The 22,839-nt window shown below is 46.9% G+C and carries 23 protein-coding genes; 5 read left to right on the forward strand and 18 right to left on the reverse strand.

Annotated elements, in window-relative coordinates; genetic code table 11:
• Window positions 1-24: 24 nt before the first annotated feature.
• Window positions 25-2,676, reverse strand: a complete 2,652-nt coding sequence (locus GCWU000321_RS03485; protein ID WP_007069701.1) for a valine--tRNA ligase — start codon at window positions 2,674-2,676, stop codon at window positions 25-27.
• 436 nt (window positions 2,677-3,112) lie between these two features.
• Here GCWU000321_RS03485 and GCWU000321_RS03490 point away from each other — a divergent pair, with 436 nt between their 5' ends.
• Both GCWU000321_RS03490 and GCWU000321_RS03495 read left to right on the forward strand, forming a co-directional pair.
• Window positions 3,113-3,808, forward strand: coding sequence for a TVP38/TMEM64 family protein (locus GCWU000321_RS03490; RefSeq protein WP_007069703.1), 696 nt, complete (start codon window positions 3,113-3,115; stop codon window positions 3,806-3,808).
• Window positions 3,809-3,906: 98 nt separating this feature from the next.
• The gene (locus GCWU000321_RS03495; protein WP_007069704.1) at window positions 3,907-4,485 is read left to right on the forward strand and encodes a cob(I)yrinic acid a,c-diamide adenosyltransferase; all 579 of its coding nucleotides are present in this window, start codon (window positions 3,907-3,909) and stop codon (window positions 4,483-4,485) included.
• A gap of 77 nt (window positions 4,486-4,562) precedes the next feature.
• Here GCWU000321_RS03495 and GCWU000321_RS03500 read toward each other — a convergent pair whose 3' ends face one another.
• The 9 genes from GCWU000321_RS03500 to GCWU000321_RS03540 all read right to left on the reverse strand — a co-directional run bounded on the left by GCWU000321_RS03500 (window position 4,563) and on the right by GCWU000321_RS03540 (window position 12,065).
• On the reverse strand, window positions 4,563-5,012 hold the full coding sequence (locus GCWU000321_RS03500; RefSeq protein ID WP_244835131.1) for a PaaI family thioesterase: 450 nt from the start codon (window positions 5,010-5,012) through the stop codon (window positions 4,563-4,565).
• A 26-nt stretch (window positions 5,013-5,038) separates the two neighbouring features.
• A complete protein-coding gene (gene rnc, locus GCWU000321_RS03505; RefSeq protein ID WP_007069706.1) occupies window positions 5,039-5,788 on the reverse strand; it encodes a ribonuclease III in 750 nt (249 codons plus the stop codon).
• 2 nt (window positions 5,789-5,790) lie between these two features.
• A complete protein-coding gene (fabF, locus tag GCWU000321_RS03510; protein WP_007069707.1) occupies window positions 5,791-7,032 on the reverse strand; it encodes a beta-ketoacyl-ACP synthase II in 1,242 nt (413 codons plus the stop codon).
• 183 nt (window positions 7,033-7,215) lie between these two features.
• Entirely contained in the window at window positions 7,216-7,449 is a 234-nt protein-coding gene (locus GCWU000321_RS03515; protein WP_007069709.1) for an acyl carrier protein, read from the reverse strand.
• A gap of 270 nt (window positions 7,450-7,719) precedes the next feature.
• The gene (fabG, locus tag GCWU000321_RS03520) at window positions 7,720-8,463 is read right to left on the reverse strand and encodes a 3-oxoacyl-[acyl-carrier-protein] reductase (RefSeq protein WP_007069710.1); all 744 of its coding nucleotides are present in this window, start codon (window positions 8,461-8,463) and stop codon (window positions 7,720-7,722) included.
• A 2-nt stretch (window positions 8,464-8,465) separates the two neighbouring features.
• Window positions 8,466-9,404, reverse strand: a complete 939-nt coding sequence (fabD, locus tag GCWU000321_RS03525; RefSeq protein ID WP_007069711.1) for an ACP S-malonyltransferase — start codon at window positions 9,402-9,404, stop codon at window positions 8,466-8,468.
• Between the two features lie 51 nt (window positions 9,405-9,455).
• Window positions 9,456-10,448: a beta-ketoacyl-ACP synthase III gene (locus tag GCWU000321_RS03530; RefSeq protein ID WP_007069712.1), complete on the reverse strand. Its 993-nt coding sequence runs from the start codon at window positions 10,446-10,448 to the stop codon at window positions 9,456-9,458.
• Window positions 10,449-10,468: 20 nt separating this feature from the next.
• Window positions 10,469-11,506, reverse strand: coding sequence for a phosphate acyltransferase PlsX (plsX, locus tag GCWU000321_RS03535; protein ID WP_007069713.1), 1,038 nt, complete (start codon window positions 11,504-11,506; stop codon window positions 10,469-10,471).
• On the reverse strand, window positions 11,499-12,065 hold the full coding sequence (locus GCWU000321_RS03540) for a hypothetical protein (RefSeq protein ID WP_007069714.1): 567 nt from the start codon (window positions 12,063-12,065) through the stop codon (window positions 11,499-11,501). The genes plsX and GCWU000321_RS03540 overlap by 8 nt, the downstream gene beginning before the upstream one ends.
• Window positions 12,066-12,447: 382 nt before the next feature.
• Between GCWU000321_RS03540 and GCWU000321_RS03545 the strand changes: the two genes are divergently transcribed.
• Window positions 12,448-13,503, forward strand: coding sequence for an NAD(P)H-dependent flavin oxidoreductase (locus tag GCWU000321_RS03545; RefSeq protein ID WP_007069715.1), 1,056 nt, complete (start codon window positions 12,448-12,450; stop codon window positions 13,501-13,503).
• A 151-nt stretch (window positions 13,504-13,654) separates the two neighbouring features.
• Here GCWU000321_RS03545 and pyrE read toward each other — a convergent pair whose 3' ends face one another.
• The 5 genes from pyrE to GCWU000321_RS03570 form a co-directional block, all read right to left on the reverse strand.
• The gene (pyrE, locus tag GCWU000321_RS03550) at window positions 13,655-14,242 is read right to left on the reverse strand and encodes an orotate phosphoribosyltransferase (RefSeq protein ID WP_007069716.1); all 588 of its coding nucleotides are present in this window, start codon (window positions 14,240-14,242) and stop codon (window positions 13,655-13,657) included.
• The gene (pyrF, locus tag GCWU000321_RS03555) at window positions 14,239-14,970 is read right to left on the reverse strand and encodes an orotidine-5'-phosphate decarboxylase (protein WP_040381204.1); all 732 of its coding nucleotides are present in this window, start codon (window positions 14,968-14,970) and stop codon (window positions 14,239-14,241) included. Before pyrF ends, pyrE begins: the two co-directional genes overlap by 4 nt.
• Before the next feature lie 156 nt (window positions 14,971-15,126).
• Window positions 15,127-16,080 carry a hypothetical protein gene (locus GCWU000321_RS03560; protein WP_007069718.1) on the reverse strand — a complete coding sequence of 318 codons (954 nt, stop codon included), beginning with the start codon at window positions 16,078-16,080 and terminating at the stop codon, window positions 15,127-15,129.
• 10 nt (window positions 16,081-16,090) lie between these two features.
• Complete coding sequence (locus GCWU000321_RS03565) at window positions 16,091-17,038, reverse strand: phosphodiester glycosidase family protein (RefSeq protein WP_022027038.1); 948 nt, start codon at window positions 17,036-17,038, stop codon at window positions 16,091-16,093.
• Window positions 17,039-17,052: 14 nt separating this feature from the next.
• Window positions 17,053-17,955 (reverse strand): polysaccharide deacetylase family protein, encoded by a 903-nt coding sequence (locus GCWU000321_RS03570; protein ID WP_007069720.1) that lies wholly within the window; start codon window positions 17,953-17,955, stop codon window positions 17,053-17,055.
• Window positions 17,956-18,173: 218 nt separating this feature from the next.
• On the opposite strand from GCWU000321_RS03570, the gene GCWU000321_RS03575 reads away from it, so the two are divergent.
• On the forward strand, window positions 18,174-19,334 hold the full coding sequence (locus tag GCWU000321_RS03575) for an N-acetylmuramoyl-L-alanine amidase family protein (protein ID WP_007069721.1): 1,161 nt from the start codon (window positions 18,174-18,176) through the stop codon (window positions 19,332-19,334).
• A gap of 10 nt (window positions 19,335-19,344) precedes the next feature.
• On the forward strand, window positions 19,345-19,875 hold the full coding sequence (locus GCWU000321_RS03580) for a GerMN domain-containing protein (protein WP_007069722.1): 531 nt from the start codon (window positions 19,345-19,347) through the stop codon (window positions 19,873-19,875).
• Between the two features lie 63 nt (window positions 19,876-19,938).
• Here the strand turns inward: GCWU000321_RS03580 and smpB are convergent, their stop codons facing one another.
• From smpB to secG, 3 genes are read right to left on the reverse strand one after another with little or no spacing between them, the layout of a single operon-like run.
• On the reverse strand, window positions 19,939-20,409 hold the full coding sequence (gene smpB, locus GCWU000321_RS03585; protein ID WP_007069723.1) for an SsrA-binding protein SmpB: 471 nt from the start codon (window positions 20,407-20,409) through the stop codon (window positions 19,939-19,941).
• Window positions 20,409-22,448 (reverse strand): ribonuclease R, encoded by a 2,040-nt coding sequence (gene rnr / locus GCWU000321_RS03590; protein WP_007069724.1) that lies wholly within the window; start codon window positions 22,446-22,448, stop codon window positions 20,409-20,411. The genes smpB and rnr overlap by 1 nt, the downstream gene beginning before the upstream one ends.
• A 54-nt stretch (window positions 22,449-22,502) precedes the next feature.
• A complete protein-coding gene (secG, locus tag GCWU000321_RS03595) occupies window positions 22,503-22,739 on the reverse strand; it encodes a preprotein translocase subunit SecG (protein WP_022027044.1) in 237 nt (78 codons plus the stop codon).
• Window positions 22,740-22,839 lie beyond the last annotated feature (100 nt).

Here is a 22,839-nt window from a genome sequence, read left to right on the forward strand (position 1 = left end):
ACTGACTCCTTTATGTAACAACAATTAAAGATCGGCAAGGAAACGAAGACGTTCATCAAATGATTTCATCTTCTCTTCAAACTCCGCAAGTTTTTCTTTTTCTTTCGCCACAACATCTTCCGGCGCTTTCGCAAGAAAACCCTTATTGTTCAACTTACCGGATGTACGGGCGATTTCTTTTTCCAGAGCGGCTTTTGCCTTTTCGATCCGTTCTCTTTCCTTAGCCGTATCAATCAGGCCCTTCAATTCAAGATATACTTCCATGCCCGTGACAACAGCAGCAAGGGCATTTTCAGGCTTTGTTCCATCAGCGGCAAGCAGGACGATTTTTTCTACATGCCCCAGTTTTTCAAAATATTCTTCGTGGGTTTCGATACATTTTCTCAAATCATCACGATGAACCGCGATCCGGATATGGCACATTTTGTTCGGCGCCACATTCGCTTCCGCACGCATATTGCGGACAGCCTTAATCGCGTCCATGATACGCTCCATCTGCTCCTGTTCTTCCGGGAAACGAAGTCTTTCATCAGCTGCCGGCCAGGGAGCTCTCGCCAGAGTTTCACCGGAGTGGTGCAGATGCTGCCAGAGGTGTTCCGTAATAAACGGCATAAAAGGATGCAGGAGTGCCATGATTCTCGTCAGTACATACACAAGGACATATTGGGTAACCTGCCGGTCGGCATTGTGCGCTCCATAAAGACGGCCCTTCGCCGTTTCAATATACCAGTCGCAGAAAGAGTTCCATGCAAAATCATAAATAGAATCCGCGGCAGCGCCTAACTCATATTTATCAAGGTTCTCGCTGACATGCTCTTCCGTCTGCGCAAGACCTTCCAAAATCCATTTATCCGCAAGTGTATACTGGCTTTCTTCCGGAATGAAACGGGGATCATAGTCATCCAGATTCATAAGGGTAAACTTGCTGGCGTTCCATAATTTATTGGCAAAATTACGGTTTCCCTCCACACGTTCATAGTAAAAACGCATATCATTGCCCGGCGTATTGCCTGTGACAAGCGTAAACCGAAGCGCATCAGCGCCATATTTCTCAATCACTTCCAGGGGATCGATGCCGTTGCCCAGGGATTTGGACATTTTCCGCCCCTGGGAATCGCGGACAAGACCATGAATAAACACATACCTGAAAGGAATTTCCTTCATGAATTCCATAGACATGAACATCATACGGGCAACCCAGAAAAAAATGATGTCATAACCGGTAACCATCGTAGATGTAGGATACCATTGGTTCAGGACCGGCGTCCTGTCAGGCCAGCCCATGGTGGAAAATGGCCAGAGCGCAGAGGAAAACCATGTATCAAGAACGTCAGGATCCTGGCGGATATGTTTGCTTCCGCATTTCGGGCAGGCCTCCAAATCGGTGCGGGACGCAATGACTTCACCACAATCGTCGCAGTACCACACAGGAATACGATGTCCCCACCAGAGCTGGCGGGAAATACACCAGTCATGAATATTTTCCAGCCACTGGATATAGGTAGAAGAAAAACGTTCAGGAACAAATTTTGTTTTCCCCGACTGCACTGCTTCCATAGCGGGACCGGCAAGCGGTTTCATTTTGACAAACCACTGTTTCGTGGTAAGCGGTTCAACAACCGTATGGCAGCGCGAGCAGTGACCGACGGCATGTTCTTTTTCTTCGCTTTTTACAAAAAGCCCCATATCCGTAAAATCTTTGATGATCTCTTTCCTGCACTCGTAGCGGTCCATGCCATTATATCTGCCCGCCTTTTCGTTCATCGTGCCGTCTTTATTCATGATGACGATGGTTTCCAGATGGTGGCGTTCACCCATGGCAAAGTCATTTGAATCATGGGCCGGTGTAATCTTTACACAGCCTGTACCATATTCCATATCTACATATTCATCAGCGATGATAGGAATCTCTCTGTCAGTAGTCGGCAGCTTCACCTTCTTCCCGACCAGATGCGCATATCTTTCATCTTTCGGATTAACAGCGACGGCCGTATCACCGGGAATCGTTTCAGGACGGGTCGTTGCGATGCGCACAGCACCTTCCTCATCGGCAAGAGGATAATCGAAATACCACAGATGGCCCATATCATTTTCATGCTCTACTTCGATATCGGAAAGCGCCGTCTGGCAGCGGGGACACCAGTTGGTAATGCGGAACCCCTGATAAATCAGCCCTTTTTCATAAAGGGATACAAATACTTCACGGACAGCACGGGCGCAAACATCATCCATCGTAAAACGTTCACGGCTCCAATCACAGGAAGACCCCAGGCGTCGGATCTGCTTCCCGATGGTATTCCCGTATTTTTCCTTCCATTCCCATACGCGTTCCAAAAATTTTTCACGTCCCAGATCGTACTTTGTGAGGCCTTCTTCGGCGATCTGTTTTTCCACCTTGACCTGCGTGGCGATACCAGCATGGTCCTTTCCCGGAAGCCAGAGGACATTATACCCCTGCATCCTTTTATAGCGGATCAGGATATCCTGCAATGTATTGTCCAGCGCATGCCCCATATGAAGCTGCCCCGTTACATTGGGAGGCGGCAGCACAATGCTGTACGGCTCTTTCCCCTCCTCCGGTTCATCATGAAATACACCGTGTTCCTCCCAAAAGTTATACCATTTCTCTTCAATCGCACCGGGTTCATACTTCCCTAAATCTTTCATCTCATCCATGTCATCCACTCCCTGTAAACAAAAAACTCTTTCATCCCATAGGACGAAAGAGACTTCCGCGGTACCACCTAAATAGCCGTCAGGCCACTCATCAGCGCGTAACGTGCGCGGCGGACAGGCCTCCCTGCCGGCTCCGGGGTGACTTGCTGTTTTCTTTCTGCCGCTCTTCCAGCCAAGGAGCGGTTCTCTTTGAGAAAACCCGACAGCTTCTTCCCATCCATGCCATTTTTAATATATTCGTTATTATATAAGCGGAAATATATTTTTGCAAGTGACCGGATGTGTAAAACGAATACGGTATGTATAACGCCATCGGATAACTGGCAATAAAGAACGGTTTGTTCTATAATAATGAAAATAAATTACTGTTCTGCAGGAAACAGAATTATGCAGCTTGTATATTTCCGTTTTCCTATTTTTTCTGTAAGGAATCCCCATGCCTGATTCATATAAAAAAACGGTAGGAATTTTTATGCTCCTGCTTCTGGCAGCCATATGTTTTCTTATCGCTAAAATATTCTTTCCTGAATTTTACAGCAATACCATCACCCTGACTTTGGCGGGAGATGTGGATAGTCTGTCCCGCTATATTTCCTCTTTTGGTTACGGGGCTTTTGCAGTGAGCCTTTTTTTACTGATTCTCTGTAACGTTTTCGGTATCCCCACGATTCCTTTTCTCACCATCAACGGCGTTCTTTTCGGTCTTCTGCCGGGGATCATTATTTCCTGGATCGGCGAAGTTATAGGGATTGAAATCAGTTTCCATATCGGCCGCATATTTTTCAGGGATGAAGCAAGGCGGATCATTGAGAAAAAGCATATGCTAAGAAAAGTAGACAAATACAGTTCAGTATACGCCATGGCTGTAGCCCGGGCAATCCCCTACTCGCCAAACATTCTCTTTACCGCAGCGGCAGTCCTCACAAAACTCACCACAAGACAGCATCTGCGGGCAACACTCTTCGGAAAAATTCCTTCCGTAGTCATTGAAGTCGTTCTCGGCCATGATCTGATCCATTTTTCCCAGCACGGTATACGTTTCGTTGTTCTCTTCATTCTTACTCTCGGAGGTTTTTTTGTCCACCGCCGTTATAAACAGTACAAATGTGGAACAAGGAAACAATTTTTTTGATTTTCCCATGCGAAACATCTTTTCTTCCGTAAGAGCAGGAAGATTTTTTTATGCGAAAACCCCGTCATTTTGTGTAATAAAAACAGGAGGCAGCCATCATGACCAAAGGATATATCCATGTATATACAGGCGACGGAAAGGGCAAGACAACTGCCGCCATCGGACTTGCCATCCGTGCTGTCGGTGCGGGAAAGAAAGTTTGTATCCTTCAATTCATGAAATCCCTCGCTTATTCAGAGCAGAAAATTCTCCAGTCGATTCCGGGCATTACCTTGATCACTTTGGGCAAACCTTACTTCATCGCAAAGGAAGGAATGCTCACGGATGAACAGCGAAAAACATGGGGAAACCATATTCGAATTTATCCTGCGGGACATCCTCCGAAAGACTATCGGGAAATGACTCTGAAAGGAATTGAGCAGGCCATAGACGCTGTTTCTAAAAACTACGACATGGTCATCCTGGACGAATATAATATGGCACGCTGGTATGATTTGGCAACAGAGGAAGATACGGAAAAAATTTTAAAAGCCCGCCGCCCTGAAGTAGAACTCATTTTTACCGGACGGAATGCGCCGAAAGAAATTCTTGACGCCGCCGATTTGATTACAGAAATGAAAAAGATACGCCACTATTATGACAAAGGCGTACCTGTACGAACCGGTATTGAAAATTAAATAAGATAAAAAACGGATACTCCGTTCCTGAAGCATATTATATGCCCCCAGGAATATTCGGAAGTATCCGTTTATATTTACCACTTTCTCGGTATCTCGGGAAAATGATCAACAATCATCATATCTGCCAGTATATTTGCCATCAATTTATCATCTTCGTCATACATTTCCGCGGCAATAACAATTGTTGTTCTGCCGTTGTGGGTAATATGGCTTTTTACACGGATTCTGGAACCCGGTCTCGCATTACGGATAAAACTCATCGTAAGGCTGACTGTAACGACTACCGCCCCGACAGATGCCCCGGTAACTCCTGTCACCGAATCGGCAAGCGCCATCATAACACCGCCGTGGAGCACCTCTCTGTGGTTCGTGTGTTTTCTCGGATCCGTCAATAAACTGACCGTCACTTTCCCGCAGCGGATATCATCAATATCAATATGAAAATAGTCGGACATAAAATGGTTGGGCACGTATATTTCCCGTATCCGAGCGACAATTTCCTCCGGCCTTGTAAGCTGCTTCACCGCCGCCAATCTTATCCCCCCTTGCTTCATTCAAGAGAAGGCGGCACTGACTCTCCCTTATGAAGCCGTTCAATGGCTTCCTTAGCCGCGTTTTGGGCGGCTTCTTTTTTATTCTTGCCTATACCGGTTCCAAGTGCTTTCCCATTAATGAAAAGTTCCATCCATATTGTCTTATCATGATCCGGTCCCTCATCACGGACGACCTCATACCGTATATCGACATCACCATTTTTTTGGGCAATTTCCTGTAAATCTGATTTATAGTCATGATCATAAATCCCCTGATCAACCAGATCAAGAAACTTCTGCATATGGCCCAGAATAAACTTTGCCGCCACTTCATAGCCGTTGTCTAAATAAACAGCACCGATCACCGACTCAAAAGCATTCCCAAGGATAGAAACGCGGGTTCTGCCGCCCGACATTTCTTCCCCTCTGCCAAGAAGCATATAATCACCTACATGGAAATTAGCCGCACATTCGGCACATGCCGGTTTGCACACCACGCTTGCCTTGGCACGGGTCAGATCTCCTTCCGGCCATTCGGGAAAACGCCGGAAAAGATAATCCCCTACTGCCAGATCCAAAACAGCGTCCCCCAAAAACTCGAGACGTTCATTGTCATGAACTTTCAGATTACGATGTTCATTGGCATAAGAGGTATGGGTCAGTGCCACATTCAGCAGCTCCATATTATGGACAGGAATATCACTCTCTTTTGCAAAACGCCAGACTTCATCCAGCCGCTCCTGCTTCCTGCGCTCAATCCGGCTCATTCCTATTCCTCATAACGCCTCATAACGATAACCGCGTTATGTCCACCGAAGCCGAAAGAATTAGACATGGCCACGTTTACTTTTACATCTCTTGCACCATCTGTCACATAATCCAAATCACAGTCCGGATCGATTTCTTTCCGGTTAATAGTCGGATGAACCCTATTCTTTTCAATAGTCAGCACGCATACCACGGCTTCGATCGCACCCGCTGCGCCAAGCAGATGCCCTGTCATGGATTTTGTGGAGTTTACGGGAATTTCATAAGCATGCTGTCCCAGCAGCGCTTTAATGGCAGTACTTTCGTTCAAGTCATTCAAATGGGTAGATGTGCCATGGGCATTGATATAGTCCACGTCTTTCGGATCAATACGGGCATCTGCCAATGCTTTCTGCATGCAGCGGAGCGCCACCTCGCCGCCCGGCCGGGGAGCGGTAATATGGTAAGCATCACCGTTGGAACCATACCCTGCAAGTTCAGCATAAATATAAGCGCCTCTCTTTTTCGCATGTTCCAGTTCTTCCAGTACGAGAATTCCGGCGCCTTCACCAAGAACGAATCCGTCCCGGCGGGCATCAAACGGGCAAGACGCTTCTTCCGGCGGACATTCTCTTGAAGAGAGCGCCTTCATGGCGGCAAATCCTGCCATCGGTGTTTTTGCCACAGCCGCTTCCGTCCCCCCGGCAATCATCACATCAGCATCACCATGCTTAATCAGGCGTGCAGCAAGACCAATGGCGTTAGTACCGGACGCACAGGCGGTCACATCAGTGAGTACAGGCCCCTGCAGACCAAAAGTAATGGAAACTTGTCCGGAAGCCATATTGGCAATCATCATAGGAACAGCAAAAGGATTCACCTTGCCCGGTCCCTTTTGCTCAATACGGAATACCGTTTCCTCCATGGTGGCAATACCGCCGATACCGGTTCCAATCACTGTTCCTGCCATATCCGGATTTTCTTTTTCCATATCCAATTTGGCATCTTCCACTGCCATCCGGGCAGCAGCAACAGCAAATTGGGCATTGCGATCCATATGTCGGATTGTTTTTTTATCACCTGCCAGTGCCGGATCAAAATCTTTTACTTCGCCTGCGATTTTCACCGGGAAATCAGCAGCGTCAAACCGGGTAATCGGAGCAATGCCCGATTTGCCTTCCAAAAGACTGTTCCAAAACTTCTCTACGCCCGTTCCAACAGGGGATACCACCCCAAGACCGGTAATTACAACTCTTCTTTCCATTCTTACAAAGCACCTCACTCACATAATTTGGATCAGATTACCTGTTTTCTCATATTCCTTTATGGGACAAAACCTCAAAAAAACGGATGGCCGAAACTGCGGTCCGCTTTTTTGAGGTGTTCTCCGCACAGCGGCCTTTCGGGGGAATAAAAGCCCCCGATGCCTGCCATGTTCCAGTATGAATTACTGAATCTGCTTTTCAATGTAATCAACTGCATCACGTACAGTTTTGATCTTTTCAGCCGCATCATCCGGAATTTCAATTTCAAATTCTTCTTCGAACGCCATGATCAGTTCTACGATATCCAAAGAATCCGCACCCAGATCATCAATAAAAGTGGAGTCGATCTGTACATCAGCTTCATTGACTCCCAGCTGGTCTACAACGATTTTCTTTACCTTGTCAAAAGTTCCCATTCATCTCACCACCTTTCAATAAAATTTACCATCATAAATTATATTACATAACCATTCCGCCGTCTACATATAAACCCGTTCCCTGATATAAAAAACGCAGTCAGGAAAAAAGTAAACGGCTGTGGCAACCTCTTTTATCTTCTCCGAAGAATCCTGCAAAAGCGAATGACGCATACCCTTTTTATATATGCCGGAAAACTCTATGCTGATGATACGGCATGAATATTTTCCCGTTCCTCATATCAGGATGCTCTGTCCTCCCTGCCGAACTTACATCACCATACCGCCGTCTACATTCAAAACCTGCCCGGTGATATAAGAGGCATCATCAGAAGCAAGGAACAAAACAGCCTTGGCAACTTCTTCGGTCTGCCCCAGACGGCTGAGCGGGATAGAATGAAGCATGCCTTCTTTTATATTCTCCGGTATCTTATCCGTCATATCAGTCACGATACATCCCGGAGCCACCGCATTGACACGGATACCGCGGGATGCCAGTTCTTTGGCAGCCGCTTTCGTCATACCGATAACACCCGCTTTTGCTGCTGCATAATTTACCTGCCCTGCATTTCCCGTAAGACCTACAACTGAAGAAATATTGATGACAGATCCCTTTTTACGGCGAATCATCATCGCCGCCGCTGCTTTCAGTACCAGAAAATTTCCTTTCAAGTTGGTTGCAATCACCTCATCCCAGCTGCTTTCTTTCATACGGATAAGTAAACTGTCTCTTGTAATGCCCGCATTATTGACAAGGACATCAAGAAATCCGAACCCCTCTTTAATCTTTTCGAACATATGCTCTACATCTTCCGGATCGGACACGTCTCCCTGCAGAGTAAACGCTTTCCCGCCTGCCGCGATAATTTCATTTTTTACCGCTTCCGCCGCTGCTTCGTTCCCTGCATAATTAACTGCTACCGCATACCCCGCTTGACCGAGAGTGAGGGCAATCGCTCGGCCGATACCGCGGGAAGCGCCCGTAACCAATGCTGTTTTTTCCAATTTTTCCATTATCAGACTCCTTTTAATGCTTGTACGGTTTCGATAATCGTTTCTATATTTTCCGCGTGATAAGACACGATACTTTTATCTATCTTGCGCATAAACCCGGACAGGACGGTTCCCGGTCCGCATTCCACCATGGTGTCCATTCCGCCGGCAATAAGATTTCGCACCGACTCTTCCCACCTCACCGCATGAGCCGCCTGCTCCACCAAATGTGTACGGATATCTGCCGCTTTTGTTTCTGCCAGTGCATTTACATTAGCGATAACAGGAATTTCCGCATCTTTTATCTCAATCTTATCAAGCACCTTCTTCAGCTTCTGCGCCGCCGGTTCCATAAGTGAAGAATGGAAAGGCGCGCTTACATTCAACATGATTGCCCTCTTTGCGCCGGCTTCTTTCAAAGCAGCACAAGCCTTTTCCACCGCCCCGGCAGCCCCGGCGATAACCGTCTGTCCCGGACAATTAAAATTAACCGCCTGCACCGGCTGGCTTTCCGTAGAAACACCCGCACAGACTTCAGTGATACGATCCGGATCCAAGCCGATAACAGCCGCCATGCTTCCTTCACCAAGAGGTACCGCTTCCTGCATAAACTTGCCGCGAAGATTGACCGTATGGACCGCATCAGAAAAAGAGATTGAACCTGCCGCCACAAGGGCGGAATATTCACCGAGGCTGTGACCTGCCGCCACATCAGGTGTAACGCCTTCTTCTTTCAATACCTGCCAACAGCATACACTGGCCGTCAAAATAGCAGGCTGGGTAAATTCTGTTTTCATCAGTTCCGTATCCGGACCTTCAAACATCATTTTTGAAATGGAAAAGCCCAATGTGTCATCAGCTTCACGAATGATCTTTTTCACGGAATCATACTTTTCGTACAAATCATGAACCATTCCGACTTTCTGGGATCCCTGTCCCGGGAAAAAAAATGCTGTTTTCATTGTTTCACCTCATTACATAAACTATCTATTATGACTATTAAATTATGACTATTAAATCCAACGCATTACATCACAGCCCCAGGTAAGACCGGCACCGAATCCTGTAATCACAACGATATCGCCATGTTTTATTTTTCCGCTCCGCACCGCTTCATCAAGCGCAATCCCCACGGATGCCGCCGAAGTATTTCCATATCTTTCGACATTCACATACATATGGTCTTTGGGAATACCCACTTTTTTTGCAATAGACTGGATAATACGATTATTGGCCTGATGGGCAATGAACATATCTATTTCCTCTTTATCAACTCCCGCCTTTTCAAGTGCTGTCATAGTTGTATTTTCCATATGGCGGACAGCAGCTTTAAACACTTCGGGGCCTTCCATATGTATGTAAATACGATTCGAATCAATGGCGCGGTGCGTCACAGGTTCAGCCACACCGCTGGCTGGGATATTTAAAATACTTCCCATGCTCCCATCAGAACCTAAATCTGATGCCAGAAGGCCGAATCCTTCTTCCGCCGCCCCGATGACCGCCGCTCCGGCCCCGTCACCAAAAAGAATACAGGTGGAACGATCCTGCCAATTAACCAGGCGGGACAATATTTCCGCGCCCACCACCAAAATATATTTATAAAGTCCCGCTTTGACCATCGCGGCTGCTGTGGCGACTGCATAAATATAACCGGAGCAGCCCGCAGAAATATCCATGCCGCCCGCCCGTTTCATTCCCATCTTATCCTGCACAAGACAGGCAGTCGACGGTACCACATAATCCGGTGAAGCTGTCGCCACCATCACAAAATCTATATCCTCTGCAGTAAGACCGGCAGCTTCTAAAGCTTTCCAACCGGCTTTTACACACAAATCCGATGTATTTTCAGAGGCGGCTGCCAGGTGGCGGGTTTCCACACCTGTGCGGGTACGAATCCATTCATCCGTAGTATCTACCAACTTCTCAAGGTCAAAATTTGTCAGGAGTCTTTCCGGCGCATAGTGACCGGTTCCCAAAATTCCTGCCGAACTGCATACACTCATATAATTATTCCCCCAAAAGCTCAGTCCTCTTTTAAGCGGCCCGCTTCTTTTTCAATCTGCACCACCGCTTCTGCAATAACATCAACCACACGGGCTTCACAGAAGTCTTTTGCCATATGAATGGCATTCCTGATTGCCCGGGCTTGGGACGCGCCGTGGCAGATAATCAGCCCGCCTTTAATCCCCATCAAAGGCGCTCCGCCATATTCGGCATAATCCAGCCGCTTCACAAGATATTTTTTCAATGCCGGTTTCAGGAGAAAGGCCCCCAGCTTTGCCCGAAGACCACCTTTTTCCACCGATTTTTTCAATAATGCGGAAAACAGGCTGGCAGCTCCTTCTCCAAATTTCAGTACTACATTTCCTGTAAAACCGTCAGTAACAATGACATCAAATTCACCGGACATGATATCACGTCCCTCCGCATTTCCCGCAAAAGGAACCACTTTCTGTCCGGACAGCCATTCATAAGCTTCCGTCACGACAGGACTGCCCTTTGTACTTTCTTCGCCGATATTCAGAAGTCCGATCCGCGGATTTTCGATATGCCACACTTTTTTCGCATAAACATATCCCATCAGAGCATTTTGTAAAAGTGTCTCCGGTTTCGGCTGCGCGCTGGCACCGGAGTCAATCAGAAATGTATATCCGTCTTTCCGATTCGGAATCGGAGTTAAAATGGCAGGACGTTCAATCCCATCGACACGTCCCATCCCTAAAAGTCCTGCCGTCACAGCAGCACCTGTTGAACCGGGAGCGACAAGAGCACCGCACTCTCCGTTCTTAACAAGCTTTGCCCCCACAGACACGGATGCGTCTTTTTTCTTACGAAATGCCATCCCCGGATGTTCTCCCATCCCAATCACCTGTGACGCATGGCAGATTTCAATCAACGGTTCCTGATCGGCATGATTGTCTTTCAATACTTTCACAATTTGTTCCTTATCGCCGACCAGGACAACAGGAACATGAAAATCACGCACTGCCAGAACAGCGCCTTTGACTATTTCAAGAGGAGCAAAATCCCCCCCCATAGCATCTACTGCTATTTTATCCATGAAGCGCCTCCCCGCCTGTTTTTGATACTTCCATAATAAATTTGGCACGGAACACTTCCGCCGCTCTTTTAAAGAAGCTGATATAAATATATTTCCTGTTTACTTTCATCAGAGCGATTTTCCCCTTGAGAACAAGCTGTTCACCACTGCCGACAGGTTCTTTATACTTAATATTCCCCACCTGCACCGGCGTGAACACCTGTCCTGCCAAAGACTGCGCAAAATCTGCCGCAGCGGCATAAAGTCGATCTGCGGAAACCATACCGCTTCTGTCCGTCATTTTCTCTGTCGTATGAAACAGGGCGAGTCCCTTTTTCCCTTTCTCCATATCCAGAATCTGGAGTTCTTCATGAAATCCGGACGGATGTTCAGAAACTGCTTTTTCAATCCGTTTCCGCATCTGCGGTATTCCCAGCATCTGCCGGTCAAGCCTTATTGTCGCAGCAGAGACGGAAAACCGCTTTGCCAGATCCTCATCGGTAAGGCACGGATTCTGCCGGATCACATCAGTGATCGCTTCCCGCCGTTCTTCTTTCTCCCATTTATGTTTTCTGTTCATATTTATCACCTGCTGATAATACTATATCACAACACCGCAACCATTATATAGTATCCTCGTTTCTCCCCTGTTGATTAATATGCTTTTCTATTATTCCCGTAACAGGAATCTTTTAATCCAAGGATATAATAAAGAATTCTTTTATGAACAGGTGCTAACTTCATAACGCAATGAAATGCCCTTATCCCTGTCTTCCTTTACTGAAGATTTATTTTGTCATATTATCAAAAATAAATCAAGTTTTGTTTGAATAAATTATTTGACATAAAACCATTGACTTATCCATACTTTTAGACTACACTACAATCAAATAATTTCAATTTACACTCATTAAATAAAACGTTTATGTGATTTTGTATTATAATCAAGAAGGAGAAGCGCTATGTCTTTACCGGCATTGCATATAGGTGAATTGACAGCCCGTATTCCCATCATCCAAGGCGGCATGGGTATCGGCATCAGCCTTTCCGGTCTTGCGGGAGCCGTCGCAAAAGAAGGCGGTATCGGTGTCATTTCCGCGGCACAGCCCGGTTTCGATGAACCTGATTTCAGAACAAACACGATTGCCGCTAACTGCAGGGCTCTTGCACGCCATCTGAAAAAAGCGCGTGAAACAGCGCCTGATGGAATTATCGGTGTGAATATCATGACAAAAGGATATAACTATGAAGTTTATGCCAAGTGTGCCGTAGAAAACGGAGCAGACATTATCTTTTCCGGTGCAGGTCTTCCCGCCGATCTCCCCGCATGTGTCGAAGGTTCGAACACCAAAATAGCACCCATTATCGGTTCACCCAAAGCGTGCCGCGTCCTGTTGAAATTATGGGACAGGCACCACCACACGACAGCAGATCTGGTTGTCATCGAAGGTCCGAAAGCGGGCGGCCATTTGGGCTACACCCGTGAAGAAGTAAAACTTCATGAAAACGACGGCTATGAAAAAGAAATTCTGGAAATTCTCGCGGTAGTTCACGAATTTGAAGAAAAGTACAATAAAAAAATCCCCGTCGTATTCGGCGGCGGTGTTTTTGATAAAGAAGATATCAGACATTATCTTTCTCTCGGTCTTTCCGGCGTGCAGATGGCAACACGTTTCGTAGCCACGAAAGAATGTGATGCGGCGGACGAATTTAAACAAATGTACGTCAATGCGAAAAAGGAAGATGTGACAATCGTCCAAAGCCCGGTCCATATGCCGGGACGGGCGCTTCTCAACCCTTTTGTAAAACGGATCCGCAAACAGCGTGAAAACGTAAGAAACTGCTTCCACTGCCTTAAGACCTGCGATCCCCGCACAACGCCATATTGCATCACCATGGCACTCATCAGGGCTGTCAAAGGAGATGTGGATAACGCACTTGTCTTCTGCGGCGCCAATGCCTACAAAATTAAGGACATCGTTTCCGTTCATGACCTGATGTGCGAACTTTCTACTTAACCCCCGAGGCAATACCGTTCTCCCATCAAACGACATTGCCTCTTTCCTGAAGACCTCCACCCCCATGGAGGTCTATTTTGTTTGCCGCATAAAAAAACGATACATCACTGTACCGTTTCTTCTTCACTGTTCATTCACAAACCATTGTTTTTTATTTCTTCAAATGATGACTTCCTCTTTCCGTAATTGGCACTCCTTTTTTACAAAGCGGACATTCTTCCGGGCGGTAAGCCGGCACTGTCAGGCGGACAAGAGGAAATACCTTATCGGCAGGCACACCGTAATCCGCCTTTCCTCCGGAGCGATCTACAAAAAGACCGATGCCCACAATTTCACCTTTTGCTTCATTTACCACGTCCACCACTTCACGGATAGAGCCGCCGGTAGTCACGATATCTTCCACAATGAGAACCTTTTCACCCGGTTCCACACGGAAGCCACGGCGAAGTGTCATTTTTCCGTTTTCTCTTTCCGTAAAAATAGAACGGGTCCCCAAAAGCCTCGCTGTCACCTGTGACAGGATAATGCCGCCCGTTGCCGGTCCGATGACTGTCTGCACCCCCTGATTTCTGAAATGGTCTGCAATCATTTCACAAAGTTTTTCCGTGTACTCAGGGTGCTGCAGTACATTGAACTTCTCTACATAAAGGGGGCTGTGCAACCCGCTGGTCAGAAGAAAATGCCCTTCCAGAATGGCTTTTGTCTCTCTCAATAAAGATTCTGCGTCTTTTTTCATCATTTTTTATTCTCCCTGATCTCTTCTAAAATCATACGGACGGCTTTTTTCGGATCTTCCGCTTTTGTAATCGGCCGCCCGATCACAAGCCGCGTCGCACCGTTATTAAGCGCCACAGCGGGCGTGGCGATACGTTTCTGATCATCAGCATCCGCAAAGGCCGGACGGATTCCCGGCGTGACAATTTCAAAATCATTTCCACAAAGTTCCCGTATCCCTTTCGCTTCTTCCGGCGATGCCACCACACCGTCGACGCCGCACTCTTTTGCCAGTTTTGCCAGGCGGAACACTTGAGACTCAATCGGCAATAATCCGCCTGTCTCTTTCCAAACAGTTTCATCAAAACTGGTAAGCACGGTAACCGCCAGAATTTTTGGACGTCTCCCGTTATTCCGTCCCGCTTCATCGGCAGCTTGCACTGCGGCTTCCATCATGTCCCGACCGCCGCCTGCGTGGATCGTGATCAGGTCAATCCCCAGCCCCGACACGGCAGAAATTCCATGGGCCACGGTGTTCGGGATATCATACATTTTTAAATCAAGAAAAACCTGCTTCCCTTTTTCATGAAGCCATTCCATGGTTTTACTTCCTTCAGCATAGTACAGTTCCATTCCTACCTTGTAGAACGAAACGAGTTCTCCCAGCTCCTCCACGATGGACTCCATCTTTTCAAAAGAATCTACATCCAGTGCCGCAATGATCCTGTCGTCTGCAGAACAGACCCTCTCCATATAATCCCTCTTTTCAAAAGCAGTTTTTTTAATTATATCAGTTTTATTAGGCAGGCGCATTAGAAAACACAGGTTTTTCCGAGTAAAAAAAGCCCCGAATTTATTTTCGAAGCCTTTTCTGTGTGACTGTCCGATTTTATATTACAATTTAATGATTTAATTTTTCTTCTCTGCCGGCTGTTCAGGATTTGCCGCGGCCGCTTCGCGAATCATATGGACCGTGACGGAATTTAATTCTACCGGTGTTTCCAATGCTTTCACTTCATGAAAGCCCACTTTCAGTCTTCCCGTATAGTAACCGATGACTTCATCTTTCGAATTTACTTTAACGGCGTAAATCGTTTTATCTTCGCCAAGCCCAACCAGCCGGAACTGCCCGGGCGGAGAAATAACGCGCCAGCCGCTGTCATCCCCGTCAAAAAGATACATAATGCCCCGCTGGCTGTCATCGTAGAAGAATTTATCTTCATCATAAAAAACGGCAATCTTACCGATATGGGATGTCTGCACATAGATGCGGCGGGTATCATAGTTTGCATCAGTACGATAAATACGATACAGTCCGTTTCCCACCTCCATTTTCATATACACCGCATTCGTCGCAGTCGAGTATGCCACATCCACAATTTTGGCGTTTCTCGGCAGATCCTTAATCGGCGCATCCGATTCATGGGTCGTTCCTTCCGGATTATACCTTGCCAGAGTCACATCCCAGCGTCCGCCCTTCCAATGAATGGGATACATGGCCATAAGCGCCAGATTACGGTCAGGCATCCATTCAAAGAAAGATACGCCCTGTCCTTTCAGATCCACTTTCTGCGGCGTGTTCAAACTGTCTGAATTATAAATCGTCACAGAATCAGCGGTAACATCAGCCATATAATGGTAGTCATGGGAATAATAGGCTTTCCCCTTCACCGTAATTTTGCTGAATATCTTCCGTCCCGCCTTATCAAGAGCCTCCGTATTTTTATCTTTTACATCAGATACCCCGTAATCCGAAGAAGACAAAGGCGCAAAGAGTACCTGATCAAGATAAAGGTACCCGCCCGCCTGCAGCACCGTACCGATGACACAGCAGGAAACAAATGTAAGAAATTTCTTATTCATCAGTTCCCTCCTATTTCACGATAAATGCCGTCGGAATCATACGCTCTCCAAGAAGATCCGCCGGTTTATTCACTACATTGCCGTTATAATACAAGGTCGTACTGGAACCGCCGTCCAGATTCGCCGCAATATACGCGCCTTTTTCATACATAATATTCTGCACATCCACCAAAGTGGCCCCGATACTGTACCCCGGCTGGCGGCCGTCAATAACAAGAAACATCATGGTTCCGTCTTTTTTCTGTCCGATCGCGGACCGCGGACTGATCCCCCAGCCGCCGTCACCGCTGCGGATAACCTTTTTGCCGTTCATGATAAGTGGCGGGCCGAAGGTCAATCCCTCTGTCACACCCAAATCATGAAGCTCCTTTTTATTATAGTTTCCGGCAATCAGGTTCCCTGAACGTGTCATGCCGACAAAATCGACCCGTTCTTTATCATCTACCTGCTGCCCGAGCAGATACTTTCCTTCATGAATGATAAACCCATAGGGCAGGCGGCCGGTTCCCGTACCATTGGGATCATAAAATCCCCCGCCGTTAATTGCGGCAACCGCATTATTCTTCTTTGCAATGCGGCTCGTCGTATCCCCTTTTTCCTGAATATCTTCAGCCGTTGCCACCTGTATCCGCTGCGGATTGGGGATTTCCAGAAGATAACCCACGAAACGGGTCGTTTCAATCTTCTGCAAAGACAGCGTGGAATCGGTACGCGGTTTAAAGGAAAGAACTTGCGTCTGTTCCGTCGTTTTGACTACACCCAATATTTCATTTAATTCCTCCTGGTTATACAGCCAGGTAATGTACTGGGGATGGCGGGAACGCATGATAGCGCCTACCACGGCACGCTTCAAATTTCCAAACGGTCCGAAAAGGACAATGATCGGAGAAGTAGCCGCAAAGAAAACCAGCGTAACTATGATAAACCGAAATATAAGGCTGTGAAATATTTTACTCATCATTTCTCCTGATTTTATAAAGGCGCATAGTTATCTTTCGTCAATCGTTCCATGAACCGCGCCAAAGAAACATTATTCCCAATGTATACGCGTTTCAGGTCATAAGGGTAACTTCCCACATGGACACGTCCGGCATCGGTAGTTACTGCCAGCTTGATTCCTGCCTTTTTGCAGATATCAATCACTTCGTCATCATAATCTCCATACGGATAAGCAAACCACAGATTATCAATTCCCAAATGATACTTGAGGGCTTTATTCGCGCCGATAATTTCGTTTTCCTTCTCTGCCCTCGTAGGCAGGTTATGCAGCTTGGGATGGCTCAAAGTATGGTTCGCAATGGTTACTGCCCCGCTGTCCGCCATTTCCTTCAGCTGTTCCCAGGTCATACGGTTGTAAGATTTACCCACATCATCAGTAATAAGAAATAAAGTCCAGGGATAACCGAATTCTTTCATCATGGGGTACACGATAGTATAGCTGTCCAGATACCCGTCATCAAAAGTAATACATACCGGTTTGGATGGAAGTTTTTCCCCTTTTGTCACATAATCATATAATTCCTGCATCGTAATGGGATGGTATCCATGGTCTTTCAGGTACTGCATCTGTATACGTAAATTATCCTCCGTCATGACGGCGGAATTATTTTTCATGTCCCCGATCATATGGTACATGAGAATGGAAACTCCTTCAGGCACGCTGTATTCTACATCAGCATCACGATGTACAATCGCTGTTCCCGGTTTGAAATTCGGATCTTTCACCTTAACGGGAGCAGCCTCCGCCATATTGACAGCATCTTCTTTCGGCACACCTGATTTCCACATGCCGCAGCCGCCAAGGAAAACCGCGCCGCTGATTCCCAACAAAGCGGCAAATACTGCCGCGCTCTTTTTCCAATGAGACAAAAACATACTTTAACTCCTCGTAAGCACTTTGTCAAAATGACAATACATAATTTATTTTACTACAAAACAAACTTCATGTCATTTTTGGAAGGCCATCGCAATCATCAGTGCCTCCTGGCCCCATCTATTTTTATGACCAACATTCAAGAATATATGTCCCGTGGTATAATAGGAAATATCCTCGGATAATCATCTCATGCATTACACATAAAGAAAGGAAACTTATGAAAAGAATTTTTTCTATACTTATCTTTTTTGTCAGTTTATTCCTGCTCGCTGTCCATCCGGCTTCGGCAGCACCCGCTTCCATCACGAATTTCCGGTGGACGGCAAGAAACGACGGCGACCCGCCGTTTGTCCGTATCGCTATGGATTTGTCCCATGCAGTAAAAGCAGAAGCCGCTATTGATGAAGAAGGGAAAAATTTTCAACTGATTTTAAGAGATACTGCCAAGGGTTCCGCTCTCCATCAATATGAAATGGATGAACGGGCTATTGATTTCGCCACTGTCTCAGAAAAAAACGGCGACACCTATTTGGATGTCCTCATGACAAAACCGCAGAAGATGGAAAACATCCGCGTCTTTGCCTTACGCCCTGACGCAAAAGCAGGCAAACCTCATCGTCTCGTTGTAGATATCCCTATTATCGGTGCCAAAAAGAGTTACTATAAATCCGTAGATAAAGCGGAAAAGCGAAATGCCGCAAAAGCAGCAAAAGAAGAAATCACTTCTTCGACACCTGCCGCACCGGCACCTCCCATAAAGGACGTCCCTGTTTCCGCTGAGGCCAGGCAGGCCCTGAAAGGAAAAATCATCTGTCTTGACCCCGGTCACGGCGGTACCGATGTAGGTGCCATCGGCCACTTGAATAATAAAGAGATTTATGAAAAAGACATCACGCTTCCGATCGCCCTCAACCTGCGCGATCTCCTGACTTCAGCAGGTGCGAAAGTCGTCATGACCCGTACCACCGATAGAGATGTCTACGGCCCTTACGCTTCCGATACGGCGGAATTGCAGGCACGCTGCGATATTGCCAATGAAGCCCATGCCCACGTCTTCGTTTCCATTCACATCGATTCAATCTCCAATCCGCAGATTGACGGCGTTACGGCCTACTACTACGTAGGAAGTGATAAATCTCTCCTGCTGGCGCACATGCTCCACCAGGCGACGCTGAACAGTCTCTCCATTCCGGATCGGGGTGTCAGAGCAAACAACTTCTATGTCACCGCCCATACCACGATGCCCTCCGTCCTCATGGAAATGGGGTATATTTCCAATGAACACCGTCTGAAGATGCTGACTTCCAAGTGGGCACCCAAGAGTATTGCCAAGAGCCTTTTCAACGGCCTTGTAGATTATTTCGCCCAGACTGATTAAGGAGGATGCCATGAAAAAGATATATCTGCTCGGAGCGGCATTTCTTATTTCGCTCGGTATCACAGGCTGCACCCCGGCCACAACCGCCACACCGCCGGCATCAAAACCGGCTTCTACCGTTGAGCAGCAGGAAAAAGAAGTATCTCTCACTATTTACCGTCCTACGGAAGATGCTATGTACCTTGTGCCGGTCACCGTGAAAATGAAACTAAAAGATGATCCGCCAAAAGCGGCACTGGCTGCCATGATTGCCGATGATCGTAAACAAAAATACCCGATCCTTCCGAAAGGGTTATCTGTCAATACCGTCAAGGTAAAAGACGGCATTGCCACCGTCGACTTTTCAAAAGAGCTTCTAAACATGGATAAGAGCACCACGACGGAAGAACTTTTCACCGCTATGACAGTAAACACGCTCACTGAATTTCCGGATATTAAAGAAGTAAAATTTCTGATGAACGGCAAAGCCATCACTCACCTTTCCGGTCACAGCGATATGACAAGAACTTTCAAACGGATGAATGACATCATAAAAAAATAATCAACTGAAAACGAGGATTCTCCATAAGAGAAGAATCCCCGTTTTTTATTGAAAATTTTCAACTCAATCATACCGCTGTTCTTTGATCCGCCGCGCCAAATCGCGCTTCGCCTCTTTCGCTGCCATGTCCTGCCGCTTGTCGTACAGCTTTTTCCCTGTGGCAAGACCTATTTCCACTTTAATTTTCCCATGGCGGAAATACATTTTCAGCGGCACCAGGGTATATCCCTTCGTCTTCAGGGTATTCTCTATTTTTAAGATTTCTTTTTTATGGAGAAGCAGTTTCCTTGTCCGAAGCGGGTCATGGTTGAAAATATTTCCCTGCTCATACGGGCTGATATGGGCATTCCAGAGAAATACTTCTCCTTTCTGCACACGGGCAAAACTGTCTCTTAAATTCACCCTGCCGGCGCGGATGGATTTTACTTCCGTTCCGGTAAGCGCGATGCCGCATTCATAGGTTTCATGAATGAAATAATCATGATAGGCCTGGCGGTTTGCGGACACAGGCGGCGCATTTTTTTCTGCTGCCATTATTTCTTTTTCCTTTTACCTTTCTTTGCTTTCTTTTTTGTGCTCGATTTGGGACGGGATCCTTTTCTTACACGCTTTTCCAGATTAAGCGGTGATCGGATCTCCCCCATGATGAAATCCAGCTCCCGTTTTTCCTTATCCGCTTTGACAAGGGTCACACGCACCGGCATCCCCATGGTGTATTTCTTCCCGCCGCGCAGCCCTTTAACCGTCATGGTGTCTTCCTGATAAACGTATTCGTCATCATCCATGGAATCGATATGGACAAGTCCTTCCACTCCGTTATCCAGTCCGACAAATATGCCGAACCGGGTAAGCCCTGTAATATGGGCATCAAAAGGCTCTCCAACAAAAGGAATCATGTATTCCGTCATTTTCAGATCGGTTGTGTCTCTTTCCGTTTCCACCGCATTCTGTTCCGTTTCGGAGCAATGCTCCACCGCGCGGAGAAGAAATTCCGTCTGCTTTTTCAGCTGTGATTTATTCAGCCTGTTCCGAAGAGCCTGGCGGATGAGCCGATGAACCATGAGATCAGGATAGCGGCGGATTGGCGATGTGAAATGGGTATAGCAGGTGGACGCTATACCAAAATGCCCTTTGTTCTCCGTACTGTAACAGGCCTGCGGCAGAGATCGGAGTGTCATGACCTGTACGACGGCTTCGCTCTCTTTTCCTTTCATGCTTTCCATAAGGCGCTGCATATCTTTCGGCTCCGGTTCTTTCGGCAGTTTTTCCGCCATTCCGAAAATTGCCATCATCTTTTTTAAAGAAAGGAGCTTATTTCCGTCCGGATGGTCATGAATGCGATATACAGAAGTATGTCCCGTAGCTTCCAGGAAACGGGCAACCGTTTCATTGGCGGCAATCATGGCATCTTCAATCATCTTTTCCGCATCGCCGCGATTCCGTTTTTCAATGCGGAGCGGAGTGCCTTCCTCATCAAGAATCACTTTATATTCAGGGAAATCAAATTCCAGAGCGCCTCTGTTTTCTCTGTTTTTACGGAGGATATCAGCACACGCTTTTAAATTCCGGAGCATGGGCAAATATGGTTTCAAATCATCAGACGCCACTCCCGTTTCAAAGGCCTGATTTATCTCCGGATAGTTGCAGCGCCGCGCCACGCGAACCATGGAAGGCGTAATCTTTTCCGCCGCTACCTTCCCGTCAGGCGCCACATCCATAATGCAGGACATGGCATAACGGTCTTCATCATGATTCAGACTGCACAAATCGTTGGAGAGCTGGAAAGGCAGCATAGGTATAACACGGTCTGCCAGATAGACGGATGTCCCGCGGCGATATGCCTCATCATCAATTAAACTTCCTTTCCTCACATACCGGCTTACATCGGCAATATGAACCCCCAGTTGATAATGGCCATTTTCTTTTTTCACACAGTAAACAGCGTCATCCAGATCTTTCGCATCAGGGCCGTCAATAGTCACGATGGGAAGGCTGCGGAAATCCTCCACTCCTTTTTCCTGTTTCATTTCCTTGGAAAGGGCATCGGCTTCCGCCATGAGTGCTTTGGAAAACACATGGGGCAGCCGGTGCTGGGCGATAATGATGTCGATATCAATCCCTTTATCCCCCTTATAGCCGATAAGCTCCGTCACTTTCCCCTCGGCATTTGCCCGCGCCCCGGGCCATCTGGTCACTTCCACAATCACTCGGGCACCGGTGACAGCTTCCAGTTCCTCTCCCCGTGGTATTTCAATCACCATATCGATCTTTTCGTCAATCGGTATGGCTTTTCCTCCAAAGGATGTCATCTCATAAGTGCAGACAAAAGTATTTTCCGCTCTTTCAATGATGCGGAGGACTTCCCCTTCCGTATTGTGACGCCCCGTTTCTCCTTTTTTTATACGCACTTCCACGATATCATTATTGACCGCATTCAGATGATCACGGTCAGCAATGTACACATCTTCATGCTCCTCATCCGTGATCAGGAATCCGAAACGCGGTCCGTAAGATTTGTAGACCCCCTGCAGAACCATGCCGGGACGATATGATAATTTCTCCTTATCTCCCATTTCTTGTCTCCTTCAATAAAAAAGGCTTGCCTCGTGCAAGCCCCAAAATCCTCATTAAAACGTATTCATATACCGCCCGAGCACAAGACAAAGCACGGCGAATAGAATACCGAGCACAACGGTAAATTTTGAAAGGACAGCATCTTTACCGCGGGATTTTCCCCCCATCATCCCTTCCGCGCCGCCGCCAATCGCACTTCCCATGCCGGGCTGTTTGGATTCCTGGGCAACAACCACGATGATCAAAAACAAAGCCACTACCATCGTTATTCCAATTAAAGCGTATTTCACAGTACTTCCTCCTATGCATCATGAAAGATACAGTAAATTTTATATGGATAATATCAAAAATTAGTATATAACACAGCCGCTTTCAGGTCAACTTTTTCCA

The organism is Dialister invisus DSM 15470, from assembly GCF_000160055.1.
Classification (GTDB): domain Bacteria; phylum Bacillota; class Negativicutes; order Veillonellales; family Dialisteraceae; genus Dialister; species Dialister invisus.

Coding starts and splice junctions, on each gene's coding strand:
- GCWU000321_RS03485 (WP_007069701.1), bottom strand. CDS start 2,676: ATGGATGAGATGAAAGATTTAGGGAAGTATGAACCCGGTGCGATTGAA.
- GCWU000321_RS03490 (WP_007069703.1), top strand. CDS start 3,113: ATGCCTGATTCATATAAAAAAACGGTAGGAATTTTTATGCTCCTGCTT.
- GCWU000321_RS03495 (WP_007069704.1), top strand. CDS start 3,907: ATGACCAAAGGATATATCCATGTATATACAGGCGACGGAAAGGGCAAG.
- rnc (WP_007069706.1), bottom strand. CDS start 5,788: ATGAGCCGGATTGAGCGCAGGAAGCAGGAGCGGCTGGATGAAGTCTGG.
- fabF (WP_007069707.1), bottom strand. CDS start 7,032: ATGGAAAGAAGAGTTGTAATTACCGGTCTTGGGGTGGTATCCCCTGTT.
- GCWU000321_RS03515 (WP_007069709.1), bottom strand. CDS start 7,449: ATGGGAACTTTTGACAAGGTAAAGAAAATCGTTGTAGACCAGCTGGGA.
- fabG (WP_007069710.1), bottom strand. CDS start 8,463: ATGGAAAAATTGGAAAAAACAGCATTGGTTACGGGCGCTTCCCGCGGT.
- fabD (WP_007069711.1), bottom strand. CDS start 9,404: ATGAAAACAGCATTTTTTTTCCCGGGACAGGGATCCCAGAAAGTCGGA.
- GCWU000321_RS03530 (WP_007069712.1), bottom strand. CDS start 10,448: ATGAGTGTATGCAGTTCGGCAGGAATTTTGGGAACCGGTCACTATGCG.
- plsX (WP_007069713.1), bottom strand. CDS start 11,506: ATGGATAAAATAGCAGTAGATGCTATGGGGGGGGATTTTGCTCCTCTT.
- GCWU000321_RS03540 (WP_007069714.1), bottom strand. CDS start 12,065: ATGAACAGAAAACATAAATGGGAGAAAGAAGAACGGCGGGAAGCGATC.
- GCWU000321_RS03545 (WP_007069715.1), top strand. CDS start 12,448: ATGTCTTTACCGGCATTGCATATAGGTGAATTGACAGCCCGTATTCCC.
- pyrE (WP_007069716.1), bottom strand. CDS start 14,242: ATGATGAAAAAAGACGCAGAATCTTTATTGAGAGAGACAAAAGCCATT.
- pyrF (WP_040381204.1), bottom strand. CDS start 14,970: ATGGAGAGGGTCTGTTCTGCAGACGACAGGATCATTGCGGCACTGGAT.
- GCWU000321_RS03560 (WP_007069718.1), bottom strand. CDS start 16,080: ATGAATAAGAAATTTCTTACATTTGTTTCCTGCTGTGTCATCGGTACG.
- GCWU000321_RS03565 (WP_022027038.1), bottom strand. CDS start 17,038: ATGAGTAAAATATTTCACAGCCTTATATTTCGGTTTATCATAGTTACG.
- GCWU000321_RS03570 (WP_007069720.1), bottom strand. CDS start 17,955: ATGTTTTTGTCTCATTGGAAAAAGAGCGCGGCAGTATTTGCCGCTTTG.
- GCWU000321_RS03575 (WP_007069721.1), top strand. CDS start 18,174: ATGAAAAGAATTTTTTCTATACTTATCTTTTTTGTCAGTTTATTCCTG.
- GCWU000321_RS03580 (WP_007069722.1), top strand. CDS start 19,345: ATGAAAAAGATATATCTGCTCGGAGCGGCATTTCTTATTTCGCTCGGT.
- smpB (WP_007069723.1), bottom strand. CDS start 20,409: ATGGCAGCAGAAAAAAATGCGCCGCCTGTGTCCGCAAACCGCCAGGCC.
- rnr (WP_007069724.1), bottom strand. CDS start 22,448: ATGGGAGATAAGGAGAAATTATCATATCGTCCCGGCATGGTTCTGCAG.